This window comes from Clostridium sp., from assembly GCF_036781005.1.
Taxonomy (GTDB): Bacteria; Bacillota; Clostridia; order Clostridiales; family Clostridiaceae; genus Clostridium_B.
Map to the genome: position 1 here is coordinate 40,149 of NZ_DAIQBT010000019.1, position 13,888 is coordinate 54,036.

Annotated in this window: 12 protein-coding genes; 6 read left to right on the forward strand and 6 right to left on the reverse strand. The window is 31.5% G+C overall.

The window, feature by feature from the left end:
- Positions 1 to 143: 143 nt before the first annotated feature.
- From V7Q02_RS09295 to V7Q02_RS09305, 3 genes are read left to right on the forward strand one after another with little or no spacing between them, the layout of a single operon-like run.
- Positions 144 to 1,190, forward strand: a complete 1,047-nt coding sequence (locus V7Q02_RS09295; RefSeq protein ID WP_333860732.1) for an HlyD family secretion protein — start codon at positions 144 to 146, stop codon at positions 1,188 to 1,190.
- Positions 1,191 to 1,229: 39 nt separating this feature from the next.
- Entirely contained in the window at positions 1,230 to 2,381 is a 1,152-nt protein-coding gene (locus V7Q02_RS09300) for an ABC transporter permease (RefSeq protein ID WP_333860733.1), read from the forward strand.
- Entirely contained in the window at positions 2,378 to 3,568 is a 1,191-nt protein-coding gene (locus V7Q02_RS09305) for an ABC transporter permease (RefSeq protein WP_333860734.1), read from the forward strand. Before V7Q02_RS09300 ends, V7Q02_RS09305 begins: the two co-directional genes overlap by 4 nt.
- Here V7Q02_RS09305 and amrS read toward each other — a convergent pair.
- Positions 3,565 to 4,422 carry an AmmeMemoRadiSam system radical SAM enzyme gene (gene amrS / locus V7Q02_RS09310; RefSeq protein ID WP_333860735.1) on the reverse strand — a complete coding sequence of 286 codons (858 nt, stop codon included), beginning with the start codon at positions 4,420 to 4,422 and terminating at the stop codon, positions 3,565 to 3,567. The genes V7Q02_RS09305 and amrS overlap by 4 nt on opposite strands.
- 15 nt (positions 4,423 to 4,437) lie before the next feature.
- The gene (gene amrA, locus V7Q02_RS09315; RefSeq protein ID WP_333860736.1) at positions 4,438 to 5,844 is read right to left on the reverse strand and encodes an AmmeMemoRadiSam system protein A; all 1,407 of its coding nucleotides are present in this window, start codon (positions 5,842 to 5,844) and stop codon (positions 4,438 to 4,440) included.
- 186 nt (positions 5,845 to 6,030) lie between these two features.
- Between amrA and V7Q02_RS09320 the strand changes: the two genes are divergently transcribed.
- Positions 6,031 to 6,507, forward strand: coding sequence for a DsrE/DsrF/DrsH-like family protein (locus V7Q02_RS09320; protein ID WP_333860737.1), 477 nt, complete (start codon positions 6,031 to 6,033; stop codon positions 6,505 to 6,507).
- Between the two features lie 12 nt (positions 6,508 to 6,519).
- Here V7Q02_RS09320 and V7Q02_RS09325 read toward each other — a convergent pair whose 3' ends face one another.
- The 3 genes from V7Q02_RS09325 to V7Q02_RS09335 form a co-directional block, all read right to left on the reverse strand.
- The gene (locus V7Q02_RS09325) at positions 6,520 to 7,143 is read right to left on the reverse strand and encodes a LysE/ArgO family amino acid transporter (protein WP_333860738.1); all 624 of its coding nucleotides are present in this window, start codon (positions 7,141 to 7,143) and stop codon (positions 6,520 to 6,522) included.
- A gap of 151 nt (positions 7,144 to 7,294) precedes the next feature.
- Positions 7,295 to 8,761: an aminotransferase-like domain-containing protein gene (locus V7Q02_RS09330; protein WP_333860739.1), complete on the reverse strand. Its 1,467-nt coding sequence runs from the start codon at positions 8,759 to 8,761 to the stop codon at positions 7,295 to 7,297.
- Positions 8,762 to 8,816: 55 nt separating this feature from the next.
- Positions 8,817 to 10,865, reverse strand: a complete 2,049-nt coding sequence (locus V7Q02_RS09335) for a methyl-accepting chemotaxis protein (RefSeq protein ID WP_333860740.1) — start codon at positions 10,863 to 10,865, stop codon at positions 8,817 to 8,819.
- A 213-nt stretch (positions 10,866 to 11,078) separates the two neighbouring features.
- On the opposite strand from V7Q02_RS09335, the gene V7Q02_RS09340 reads away from it, so the two are divergent.
- Together V7Q02_RS09340 and V7Q02_RS09345 are read left to right on the forward strand one after the other, a co-directional pair.
- Complete coding sequence (locus V7Q02_RS09340) at positions 11,079 to 11,525, forward strand: EAL domain-containing protein (protein WP_333860741.1); 447 nt, start codon at positions 11,079 to 11,081, stop codon at positions 11,523 to 11,525.
- Between the two features lie 43 nt (positions 11,526 to 11,568).
- The gene (locus V7Q02_RS09345; RefSeq protein ID WP_373844363.1) at positions 11,569 to 12,879 is read left to right on the forward strand and encodes a GGDEF domain-containing protein; all 1,311 of its coding nucleotides are present in this window, start codon (positions 11,569 to 11,571) and stop codon (positions 12,877 to 12,879) included.
- 13 nt (positions 12,880 to 12,892) lie between these two features.
- Here V7Q02_RS09345 and V7Q02_RS09350 read toward each other — a convergent pair whose 3' ends face one another.
- Positions 12,893 to 13,810 (reverse strand): hypothetical protein, encoded by a 918-nt coding sequence (locus V7Q02_RS09350; RefSeq protein WP_333860742.1) that lies wholly within the window; start codon positions 13,808 to 13,810, stop codon positions 12,893 to 12,895.
- Between the last annotated feature and the right edge of the window lie 78 nt (positions 13,811 to 13,888).

The following is a 13,888-nucleotide window of genomic DNA, read 5'->3' on the forward strand; positions in this document are numbered from 1 at the left end:
TGCTTTTTAAATTACCATATTAAGCCATCAAGAGTATATTTAAAAACAGGATAAATATAGAAAATATATACATGATTTTACTGGATTAATTATGCAAGATGCTGTTTTATGTTGGTACAAAACTTAGGTAACTAGGTTTTTCTATGAAAAAAGGAAGTTTAGTTTTCACATTCCTGATTATAATAATAAGTTTTTTTACAGGATGCAGTAATATAGCTGTATTAACTGGAGATGATTTAACGCAGAAAAGTAATTCTAATTTAATTGTTCAAGGAAATATAGAAACCAAGGAAATAAATATAAACTCTAAAGTTGCAGGAAAAATAACAGCTATAAAAGTAGATGAAGGCGACAGCATAAAAAGTGGACAAGTTCTAATAACTATAGATAATAGTTCATTAATTGCAAAAGAAGCCCAATCCCAAGCTGAAATTGAAGCAGCTACCGGACAAATGAAAGCAGCCCAGGCAGCAAAAGAAGCAGCTCAAGCTAAACTTTCGGAGGCTCAAAATGGATCAAGACCAGATGAAATTGCTTCAGCTAAGTCCCAATACGATTTGGCTAAATCTACATATGACAGAATAAATACATTATTTCAACAGGGTTATACAACTAAAGAAAACTTAGACAAATCAGAGACATCTATGAATGTAGCAGAAAATCAATATAATATTGTTAAAGAAGGAGCAAGAACTGAAGATATAGCAGCATTACAGGCACAGGTAAGTCAGGCAGATGCAACAATACAAGCATATCAGGCTCAAATTAAACAAGCCCAGGGAGGAAAAAGTGAAGTACAAAGTTATATAACAGATACTACAATTACAGCACCTGCAGATGGAATTGTAAATCAGCGAAATGTGGAAGTGGGTGAACTGGTGTCCACAGGTATGCCTCTTCTTGTGATAACAAGTACAACTACTCCATGGATTGAATGCAATGTGAAAGAAACAGATCTTTCAAAGGTAAAATTAAATCAAACCGTTTCAGTAAAACTTTCAGCTTACCCTAAACAAAAATTTAAAGGCAAAGTAGTAAAAATAAATGAAAAACCCGACTTTGCAGTTAAAAGAGCTACAAATGACAATGGAGATTTTGATGTATTATCCTATGGGGTGAAAGTTGAATTAACATCTGTAAACAAAACCCTTTATCAAGGTATGACAGCCTTTGTTGATTTTGGAAAGTGAAGTGATTAACCTATTATGAAAGATAAAATATTTAATTTTATGAAAATAGTTTTAAAATTAAAAGGGGTTTTCATCTTTATTTTCTTTATATTTATAATTCCCATCACCTGCAGTTTCATTTTAGGCAATGAAATGCATGAAGGCGAAATTAAAAATATTCCAACCATAATTGTAGACCATGATAATTCTTCCTACAGTCAGATGCTTATCAAAGAAATAAAATACAATGAAATATTTAATGTAAATAATTATGGTGAGAATGATTATGATGTTAAGACTTCAATAGAAAAAGGCAAAGCCTCAGTGGGGGTTATCATTCCCCAATCTTTTTCAAAAGACTTAACAGAAGGAAATGCTCCTAAAGTTCTGGTATTTTATGATGGCTCACAGATGTCAATTACCAGTGCTGCTAAGTCTAGAATGGATGAAATACTTTTGTCTATAAAAACAGCGTACATACAGGAAACTATGCAGGGAAAGCTTGGAATAATGCCTGAAGTATCCAGAAATTATATGCTGCCTATGTATTTTAACTATAGAATTTTGAATAACCCTGCTAGAAATTACAGTAACTTTTTAAATATAGGAATGCTAATTTCTATTACTCAAGTATGTATTGTAATGCTTGGAGCAGTTATTCCAAAAAAAGAAAAATACTATTTATCTATATGGATTAAATCTATTTTAGCAGGTTTGGCAGGTACAGCTTCCACCCTGTTAACTTTATGGATCCAGGTGAAATATTTTGGAGTTCCCTTTAGAGGTACACCTAAAGAAGTTATTATACTAACCACATTATTTTCTATTGCAATAGCAAGTTATGGAGTTTTGGTAAGGCTCATCATAACACAAGAGCTGTTTTCAATACAAGTTAGTGCAGTAACAGTACTGCCTACAAGTGTACTTGGAGGATATACTTTTCCACTGCTTGCAATGCCCAAATTTTTTCAGGATTTATCAGCCATACTTCCCTTTGTGCATTATGCAGATCCTATGAGAAGACTATTTCTTGTGGGCATAGAAATGAAGTATATTGTCCCAGAAATAATTTGGTTTGTGAAGTTTACACTTTCTATGTGGTTATTTTCTTTGGCAATATTCTACATGAAGAAAAGAATCAAAAAAGTAATTACCAATACTAAAGACAATAAAAATAAATCCCCAAATACTGGAGAGGTGGTAAAGGCATGATTAAAAAAAGCTCCATTAAAGATACAGCAGAAAGAATAAAAAATGCTGCAATTATTATAATAACACCTATTTTTTTTACCTGTGTTTTCTGTTTAGTATTTAGCAAAGTATTTGTTGAACAAATACCTTTTGGTGTTTTAGATTTAGATAATTCCTCCACCTCCCGAAGTATTGTAACGCAATTTAAAACTCATCCAGGATTTAAAGTGAATTATTATGCTCAATCCTATGAAGATATTAATGAAAAACTAAAATCCGGAAAAATAAAAGCAGCTATTATAATACCAAAGAAATTTGGCAAAGATGTATCTGAAATGAAGGCTCCAAAAACTATACTGTTAGTGGATGAAACCAATATAGTTATAGGAAATAATGCACTATCTTACGGAAGTGCTATATTAAATACTTTAAATGCAAAAATCCAGCTCAATGTTCTGCAAAGCAATAACATGATGCCTTATGTGGCACAGCAATCAATGAGTTCTTTATCTTTTATTGAACGCATATTATATGATCCCCAGCTTTGCTATGGCAAGTATTTAATTTATGGTCTTATAGCTGTGGTGGCTCAACAAAGTTATTTAGCTGTAATAACACCTATTTTAATTACAGAAAAATCCAATATAATAAAAGTTAAAATGCATTCAAAAAAGGGAATAAAAAAGTTGGCATTTCTATGTTTGAGAATTTTTTTATGTGTATTATGTGCCTACATAGGCTTTACCGCCAGTTTATATTGTACTGGAAAGTATTTTAATATGCCTCTCAGAGGAACTATAGTAAATTACCTCAAATTAATAACCATATTTATTATAAATCTTACTGCAGTATCTTTCATACTATCCATTATCTTCAATAAGATTTCATACTTTACCAGATTCTCCATGTGTTTATCTGTTCCCACATTTCTCACCGCAGGCTATAGCTGGCCTGAGTATATGATGCCCGGCGGATTTAGTCATATTGTTAAGGCTATATGGCCTATTATATACACAGCAGATCCCTTAAGAGCCATAAGTCTAAAAGGAATAAACAACATGGAATTTTTACACTCATATATACAACAGGGAATTCATTATGGACTGATATGGCTTCCTGTAGGAATAATACTATATATTGTTAAAGTTATAGTACTTAAATACATATACAGAAGGTTTCCTGCTGCCATAAAGTCACTAGAGCATTAATAGATATTTCCTAAAATTACTCTATTTAAATATTTTCTCCCTACTGCTTCTGCTTTTTTCATGAAATTTATATCTGTAGGGGGATTTTTAAGTTTATACCTTGGAAAATATCTTGAAAGGTGCAGTGGAATATTATTATCTATAGAACTTAAGAACTTTGAAATATCTTCCACTTCCTTTAAATTATCATTTTTTCCACTTACTAAAAGTGTGGTAATTTCCACATGACAAACTTCTGCAGCTTTTTTAATGGTTTTTAGTATGGGCTTTAAACTTCCTCCACAGAGATTTTTATAATAACTTTCATTGAAACTTTTCAAATCAATATTCATAGCATCTACATAGGGAAGAAGCTTATCTAAAGGTTCTTCCTTTATATAGCCATTAGTAACAAGAACTACCTTCAAATAAGGCTTTTTTTCTTTTACTAGTCTGGCACAATCATATACATATTCATACCATATTGTAGGTTCATTATAAGTAAAAGCTATTCCTATATTATTCTTTAAATTCACTGCAGTATCTATTAAATTATTTTTAGACATAAACTCACTCTTAGCTCTAAACTGGGCTATAGTATAATTTTGGCAAAAATTACAAGTGAAATTACATCCAAAGCTCCCTACTGAAAAAATATAACTGTGTGGTTTAAAATAATGAAGAGGTTTTTTCTCTATGGGATCCAGTGCCCCAGCGGTAACTTCCCCATAATTTACAGTAAAAAGTTTTCCTCCCTCATGTATTCTCACATCACACTTTCCAAAACACCCATCTTCAATTATACAATTGTGGGGACATAAAAAGCAGTGAACCTTATCTTTAAATTTTTCATAAAATGAAGCTTCTACCTTCATAACATCACCTTTTTCTCAATGTTCTTTATAACGAACCACTTTAAATCTTTCTATTTTATATTCTTCATCAGGTTTTATACCTGCCTTTTCCAGAGCAATTGAAAGCTGTTTTTCCACTGTATCCACCCCTTCTAAATTGGGAAGTAACAATCCTGTTTTTCTACCTTTTCTCACAATAACACCATACTTCTCAGGATCCAATTGTTCCCTGCAACAGGTTTCAGGTTCTGTTAAAACATCCACTGAAAATACAATATCTAAAAGCTCTTTTTTCTCCACTTCATAAAATCTTGGATCATTGAAAGCCGCTTCAACAGCATTGCGTATAATCTCTTCTGCCAAGTTATCTGTAACAGGGAATATTGTACCTATACATCCTCTTAAATCCCCATATTTTTTTAAGGACACAAATACTCCTCTTTTAATACTTATCATTTCATCTGTTATATAGTCCGGAATCTTCTTAAGCATTCTTCCCTTATTTAAATAGAACTCAACACTTTCCCTTGCAAGTCTCACATAGGGATTGCTTTCCTCTTTTCTCTTTTTTGCAGCATTACTTTGAAGTAATTCCATCTGCTTTAATTTTGAGGTATCCTCTTTTAATAGGTTGAATTTCATTACTCCATAACCCACTCCAAAAGTCCCCTCATAACTTAAAAGCTCCCCACTGAATTTAATCTTATCTAAAGCTCCCAGTAAGGTTAAAACTGAATTTCTTCCACATTCTGCAGCATTACCTACACCATCCTTATCCATATTAAAGATACCCTTTACATCTCCATCTTTTAAATTTTCAAGAAATTCCCTATCAAACTTTTCCCCAAAAGGACTGTATCCATAAGGTCCTTCTTCTTTTAATTTATGGGATAAGTCCCCACTTGCTATAAATACAACTTCTTCTCCCAACTCTTCTACTGCTTTACTTATACATATACCAAATTTATACAAATTAATATCATCTAAAGGTGCATAAGTTATGTGTACAATCTTGTAACCATTGTAGTATTTATCAATAAAATACAGAGGAACCATAGCTCCATGATCTAAATAAACAGAAGTATTATATCTACTTAAAAGAGAATTGGTGGCCATCACAACAGGTATATGAACTTTATATGCAAGTTCATATATTTTACTGGTAAGGGATTTATGGATTTGTAACTTCATAGAAATACCTGATACACCGAAATTCCCCAAATCCCCTGCTATTTCATTTTCATAGCTTAGTGAAATAGCATCTTTAAACATTACACCATGGGGAGTAACAAGTATAATGGTATCCGGAGCCTTTCTTGCAATCTCTTTTCCTATTACATGAAAACTATCGCCGGTACTACTAATCTTTTTTTCCTGCCCTTTTCCTATCTCTGGAATCACAATAGGGGGATGGGGCAATAAATAAAATCCTTTTACACTCAAGAAATCACCTCCATAAATAATATTTACACTTTTCTATAATAATATTAGAAAACTAAATATTATGCAATATATAGCCAATAAGACAATTATATAAATTATTTTTGAATAATTTTTTTTATAAAAGTCAAACTAATTTTATCCGATGTACAAATCATTATATTCTATAAAGATTAAGGAGTGTTTTATTTGAATAAAAAGTTAAATCTGCTTATATTTAGTGGAGATTATGACAAAGCTCTTGCAGGACTGATTATAGCTAATGCGGCTAAAGAAATAAATATAGAGGTATCAATATTTTTTGGTTTCTGGGGACTTCTCCTGGTACGTGATCCTAAAGCCCCTCCCTATGATAACAAAACTGTTTATGAAAAAATGTTTTCCATGATGACTCCAAAGGGCATTGAAGAGCTTCCATTATCTAAAATGAATTTCAGCGGTATAGGCAAGGAAATGCTTAAAGCCATGATGAAAGAAGAGGATACTCCAAGCATCACAGCCTTTTTAAAAGGAGCCATAAAAAAAGGAGTGAAATTTTATGGCTGTAAACTTTCAGTAGAAATTATGGGATTTAAAAAAGAAGAACTCCTTCCTGATGTTGAAATAATAGAAGCAAAAGATTATTTAAAAGATGCTGTTAACTCTGATATGCAGTTATTCATCTAAATATACTCATACCTATGAATAAAATATAAGTTTTAAAAAATTATATCCCAATTTTGCTCCATAAAAAATCAATACGCTGCCACAAATTATATTTATTTTTCCCAGTATATTTTCATTAAAACTATTTTTGAAAACCAAAAAAACTGTAGCAAGAAAAATAAACCATATAAAAGACGCCATACATACCCCTGCAATAAAAAATTTACAGGCATATAAGGACATGGATGCCCTGAAGCCTCCAAGAAGAAGAGATCCATCTATTATAGCCTGCGGATTAAGCCAGGTTACTGTAAAACAGCCTGCTGCCAATTTATATAAAGTAATATCTATGTCCATATTGTTCCTTGAAAGTTGAGGCTTGGATTTAATCAGTGATATTCCTATATAGATAACCACAATGCTTCCCAAAAAGAAGATTATAAGTTTTAAAAAATAAAAATTATCTATAAGCAATCCTATTCCAAAAAAACTTGCAATAGACAGGGTTATGTCAAAAAATATAGTTATAAATGCTGTTTCATAAGCTCTCCCTCTACTCATAGCTACAGCTGCATTTATTACATATAAATTTTGCATTCCTATAGGTGCCACATAGCTGACGCCAAGTATAAATCCTTGTATTAAATATTTCATCATAGTTATTTTCCCCTTGTTGAATGAATTTTTAATGTCCTAATAGGCATAGTGTAATTATAATAGTAATAATATCAATTATGTCCATCCAAAGGAATAAAACTTATACCAACCAAATGCACAAAAAGAGTTGTTAAACCTTAAAATATGTGATTTAACAACCCTTTTGTTTTTTTTCTAATCTTCTAATTATGTAAGATAGTTTTTCAAGTCCCTTTTCCATTTGGTCAATTGAAGCATAGGAATAAGATATTCTCAAATTTTGATTGTTAGAAAAACCATACATGCTCCCAGGATTAATAAGAATTTTTTCCTTTATAGATTCTTTGAATAATTTATCTATAGATATAGTGGAATTTAATTTAACCCATATGTAAAATCCACCCTGGGGGATATTCCATGAAGCTAAGTCTTTAAAGTTATCCTCTAAAATTTCTATAGTTTTATCCCTGCGAAATTTAAGCTTTTTCCTAAATTCTTTAAGATGTTCTTCATATAATCCACTACTTATCCACTCCATTAGCAGTATCTGAGATATGGAACTGGAACCATAATCAGTCTGCATTTTTATATCCGACAGCCTCTCTATAACACTTTCCGGGCCTACAATCCATCCAATTCTAAAGCCTGGAGCAAGACATTTTGAAATACTTCCAAGATAGAGTACATTTCCATTTTTATCTCTACTTTTAAGCGGCAATGGAGGCGACTTTTCTATCCAAAGTTCTCTATATACATCATCTTCTACAATAGGAATTCTTAGCTCTCCACAACATTTTAGAATTTTCACACGTCTATTTTCACTGCTCACAATCCCTGTAGGATTATGAAATGTAGGGATAGTATATAACATTTTAGTAGCATTTTTTCCGCAATTTTTTTGTATTTCTTCAGGAATAATCCCTTCATCATCCATTTTCAAACCGGTCATATTCATTCCAAAAGACTGAAATATGTGCAAAGATTTTAAATAGGATGGATCCTCTACCAATATTCTAGCTCCTGGAGGTAAAAGAGCAAGTGATATAAGTTGAAGAGCTTGAAGTGCTCCAGAGACAATGAGTATGGAAGAAGGTGGTACTTGTATGCCATATTTTTTTATGTACTTACTAATTAAAATCCTTAATTCCAACAACCCTTTTGCCTCAAGATACCCCAAAGAAGTAATTTTATTTAAACATCTACTTAAAACTTTATCCATCATATGCCTTGGAAACAAATCAGGGCCTGGTTCCCCGCTTCCAAGTCTGATTATATTTTCTTCATACTCCAGCTTATTAACCATTTGAATAGTGCTGAGATTAGGCTTATGGATACTTCCTTCAATATAATTCTTCCAATTCAATTCTGGTTTTGAGGAAAGTAGGGACCATGTATTATTTACTATTGTAGTACCTCCTCCTTTATTACCTTCAATAAGTCCTCTGCTTTTTAGCTCATCTAAAGCTTCAACTATGGTACTCCTGTTTACTTCAAATATTTCTGCAAGTTTTCTCTGAGAAGGAATTTTAGTACCTATGGCAAAATTACCCCTTGATATTTCCTCGATTATATAATCTACAATTTGCATATATAAAGTTTTAGGCGAATTCTTATCTGGTTTCCAATTAATATCTATCACTTACTGCACCTTCTTCACCCTAAATACTTACTACATAATATCAATATATCATATTTCATCCAATCTTATATTGAGATATTTTATTTTGCAATTCTATTACTATTTCTGTTAACGATTGGGCGGCATCTGCCACCTGTTTCATAAGAGCAGTCTGTTCTTCTGAAGCTGCTGCCACATTTTCAATATAATTAGAAGATTTAGTAGAAATATTGGAAATATTTTGTATTCCCTTCACCATATTATCAGAATGTCCATACAACCCTCCAATAACCTCTTCTATTTGTGCCATTTGCTGCGAAACCTTTTTAACAGAATCTGCTATAGTTTTAAATGAATTACTAGCCTCACTCACTCTATTTTTTCCCATGTCCACTGATGTGTTTCCCATATTCATGGCTTCTATTGCACTTTTTATATGTTCTTGTATCTCCTTTATGAGAATGCTGATTTTTCCTGCTGCATTTCCTGATTGTTCTGCTAATTTTTTAACCTCCTCCGCAACTACAGCAAACCCTTTCCCCTGTTCTCCTGCTCTAGCCGCTTCTATTGCAGCATTTAAGGCAAGAAGGTTTGTTTGTTCAGATATGTCATCTATTATAGTAATGATACTATCTATTTCTTTAGACTTTTCACCTAACACATTTACGATATGTGTGGATTCTGAAACCTGTAAACTTATATTCTCCATTTGATTCATAGCATCATTTATTATATTACTTCCTTTTTCAGCTATTTTTGTAGAATCAAAAGATAATTCGGTGGTTAAATTTACATTTTCTTTTATATCTTTTATACCTTCATGGATTTGCTCAACTGATTCAGATACATCTCCAGTTTCTTTAGTTTGCAGCCCAATATGTTGGGACACTTCCTGCATTGATACAGCTACCTGCTCAGCCGCAGTCTGGGTTTGCTGTGCACTTGCAGTGAGTTCTTCAGAAGTGCCTACAATATGATCAAGGTTATTTATTATAGACTGAAAAATTGTTTTCAAATTTAATGACATTTTATTTAAATCTTTAGCCATATGGCCCATCTCATCCTCAGAATTTACATCCAAGATATGGGTTAAATCCCCATCGCAAATAACAGAAGTCAATTTAGTAACCTGGCTTATATTCTTTGTAATATAGCTGCTATAGAAAGATATGACAACAGTGATTATTACTATTAAAAGTACACTAAGTATAGCAAGGGTGCTTATTAAACTGTTTAGCGGACTGTATAATTCTTTTTCTGAAACAGTAATACCCAATATCCAATTTGTTGAAACTATAGGTGTATGATAAATGATTCTCTTATCACTTCCGTCCATATAAATGCCTTTTCCACTTTTTCCGCTTAATATATCCTTGCTAATGCTTGAAAAATCAGGGTTGTCTGTTATTTTAGATTTCATCACTTTTTTTCGTTCTACCCCAGCAATATACAAGCCACTATCTGTAGTTAAAAAAACTTTTCCTGACTGACCAAATTTAACTTCGTCTATCATTTTTTCTAAATTGCTCAAATCAATATCTGCATTGGTTTCTCCCTGAAAATTTCCCTTTTCATCAAAGAATGGTGTAGAGACAGTTGCCATAGTAATTTTAGTATTATCATCATAAAAGGGCGGAGTCCAACTTACTTTATCCTTTGTAGTCTTTCCTACCTTATACCAATCCTGTGAAAGATAATTATAATCCTCTTTCATGTAATTTTCTGTATACACAACTTTACTATTATCTTTATATGCATAAGGACCAAAAAATTTTATATTATCTTTATATTTATAAGGCTCAAACCATACTCCCACTCCAAAAGTATCTTCATTAACTGCAGCATATTTTTGTACTAAATTTTTGTATTCATCTTGAGACATGGTATTTCCTGAAACTTCAACAGTTCTTGCTAAAATTTCAGCAATTCTACTGTGGGAAATAATTTTGTTATTGACTGATAATTTTAATTCATTTATTTTGTAGGATATTTCTCTATCAATTTGCTCACTTATAATTTTTCTTCCAGTATAATAACTCAAAACAGATAATATAACTAATACCATTATTGTAACAGGAAGAATAGTTATAATAGTCCTTGTCCTAATACTTTTTATTTTTATCAATTTATTTCACCTCCAATTAATATTTTAGAGCCATTTAATATTTAATTTTAATATAGTACTTTTCGACATAATTATTTATAACTTTACATTTTAATCATGTTAAAATGTTTTAACATATAATTTACATGATTAGCAATAATAGATGGTATACTTATGCTGTAAGTATACTATTTTCCACCTTTTTAATTGTATAATAATTTGGAGGCACATATAATGTTATATAAATCATTAAATAATCTCCATAATAAGGAGTTTCATGAATTGTTAAAAATAATTGAAAATGAAGATATATCTACTGTATATCAACCTATTGTATCTTTAGCAGATGGAAACATTATAGGATATGAGGCACTGAGCAGAGGACCTGAAAATTCTCCACTACAAAGCCCTGACAACCTGTTTTCCACCGCAAAGCTCTATAACAGAACCTGGGATCTAGAACTTTTATGCCGCACAAAAGCTATTGAAAGGGCATGGAATATTCCAGAGGACAAATTTCTCTTTATAAATGTAGATCCTTATATTTTTAAAGATGAAAAATTCAAACGAGGATTTACAAAAGAATTTCTGACCCAACATAATATATCTTCAGAAGCAATAATATTTGAAATAACCGAAAAAACATCCATAGAAGACTACAGAAGACTACAAAAATTTTAGGGCTGTACTAAATAACTATATAGAACAAGGGTATAAAATTGCCATTGATGATACTGGTTCAGGTTATTCAGGACTCAAAATGCTGGCTGAAATAAAACCCCATTATATAAAAATTGACATGGATTTAATTAGAGATATCCATAAAGATACTTTTAAACAGGCATTAATAGAATGTTTTGTAAGACTATCTGAAGTCACCAATATGAAACTAATTGCAGAAGGTATAGAAAATGAAAAGGAACTTGAGACTTTAATTAACCTTGGAGTTTATGGAGGACAAGGTTATTTTATCAATCCACCTGCTGGAACATTTTTAGATATACCTAATCGTGTAAAAGATGCCATCTCATCCTGCCACAAAATGAAAAATGCCAGATTTATTTCCTCTTCTAATAATTACATAGGGAAAATTGCACGTTTAGATAAATCTTTTAATATAAATACTACCTGTAAAATTATAAAGGAATATTTCAACAAAAACACCAATATAACCGGAATCTGCATTGTAAATAACAAATTTCCTGTAGGGCTTATAATGAAACATTCTCTAGATTCAGTATTTGCAACTCAATATGGCGCTGCTATTTTTTCCAAACGTTCAGTATCTTTAGTTATGGATTCAAACCCTATAATAGTTGATTACTATACCCCTGTAAACCAGGTTTCTAAAATTGCAATGGAACGAAAAATTGACAATATATATGACTATATTATTGTAACCAAAAATAACCAGTATTATGGAATTGCAACCATAAAAACACTTTTGAATTATACTACAATGCTGGAATACAATTACGCAAAACAACTTAACCCTCTAACAGAACTACCTGGTAACTCAATTATAGAAAATAAACTTAGGGATATTCTTTCTTTTAATAAAAGATGCTGTATTTTATATTTTGATTTAGATAATTTTAAAGTCTATAACGATACCTACGGATTTGAAAATGGAGACAAGGTAATAAAATTTACATCTGAGATAATAAAATCTGAAATAGGAGGTCTATTTCCCTACAACAGTTTTATAGGACATATTGGAGGAGATGATTTTTTCTCTATAGTAGAAAATTCTCTTAACAGCTGTTCTAAATTATGCCAGAATATTATTAAAAAATTTGATATGGGAATATTGAATTTTTTAAATGAAAAAGATAAGTCCAACGGATACATTAAACATGTAGATAGGAAAGGAAATAAAGATATATTTACACTTCCCTCCCTGTCTATTGCAGGCCTTTATGGCAATATAAACATTTTCTCCAATATTGAGGAGATTGCAGAAAAAGCGGCATTTATAAAAAAAGAAGCTAAAAGTATACAAAATAGTTGTTATATAATAAAAGAGTGTTATTAAATTTAATATCTACTTATTTAGAAGCCTTTTCCTTAATCTCATTAAAATATTCTTTTGAAGGATATCCTGTATCTAACTTTAATCCCTTTTCTGCGGACTTTAGAGCTGCCTTTTTATCATCTGACTTTAATTGTGCTTCTGCCAGGTAATACCAATAAAAGCCAGCTCCTGGCATTTCCTTTACCTTTTGCTCATAATAAGGTACCACTGACTGTTTAAAATAATCGGGAAAATCAATTTTTTCTGAAACAAAGGTCTTTCCATTCCACCTTAAAATATCTATCATATAAGCATCTCCTGTATCATGCTGCCACAGAGCTATGTCTTTTTTATCTTTCCCAGGAACACCTACTATATCTAACTTGGAATAATATAAATCATCACTGGAAACTTTATTTAGCACATTGTCATTCCATTCATATACAAAAAGATTTCCCCACTGTCCTCCTACTCTTCTACTTAATAACACTTCTTCCTCTCCATCTACATCTATATCTGCAGCTAATGCCAAATCCAATTTAAAACCCTGTCCAGATTCATCTAAAGCTTTAAACCACTTTTCTCCACTTTTTTTAAGAACCAGTAAATTTATCTTTTCATCTACACTGGCTTGTTGTCCTGATGGTTTATAAGCAGTTATAATTTCACTTTCACCATCATTGTCCAAATCCTTTAACAAAATATTATCTTCTTCTGTTTTTTTGCCATCTTCATTACTGGAAGTTATAATTTGTGAGTTTTCTGGTAAAAATTTCTTCACTATATTTAAATAATCTATATTGCCCCATTGTTCTTCCTGGGATTCTCCTCCACCCTTTAAAATTTCAGCTTTGATAGGTGCATTGGTTACCCCGGTTATACACACAGCTATCATAATGCACACTGCAGCTATTGCCCGCTTATATGGATTTTTTTTAAATTTTTTTATCATAATTATCCTCCTTTTTATATTTGAGATTTTGTTAAGTTAATATTGTCATACAATCGCTCCATTTAGGAGTTATAATAT

Bases quoted from the DNA above. Each gene is read 5' to 3' on its own strand.
- V7Q02_RS09300 (WP_333860733.1), top strand. From the start codon at position 1,230: ATGAAAATAGTTTTAAAATTAAAAGGGGTTTTCATCTTTATTTTCTTT.
- V7Q02_RS09350 (WP_333860742.1), bottom strand. From the start codon at position 13,810: ATGATAAAAAAATTTAAAAAAAATCCATATAAGCGGGCAATAGCTGCA.
- amrS (WP_333860735.1), bottom strand. From the start codon at position 4,422: ATGAAGGTAGAAGCTTCATTTTATGAAAAATTTAAAGATAAGGTTCAC.
- V7Q02_RS09325 (WP_333860738.1), bottom strand. From the start codon at position 7,143: ATGATGAAATATTTAATACAAGGATTTATACTTGGCGTCAGCTATGTG.
- V7Q02_RS09305 (WP_333860734.1), top strand. From the start codon at position 2,378: ATGATTAAAAAAAGCTCCATTAAAGATACAGCAGAAAGAATAAAAAAT.
- V7Q02_RS09295 (WP_333860732.1), top strand. From the start codon at position 144: ATGAAAAAAGGAAGTTTAGTTTTCACATTCCTGATTATAATAATAAGT.
- V7Q02_RS09340 (WP_333860741.1), top strand. From the start codon at position 11,079: ATGTTATATAAATCATTAAATAATCTCCATAATAAGGAGTTTCATGAA.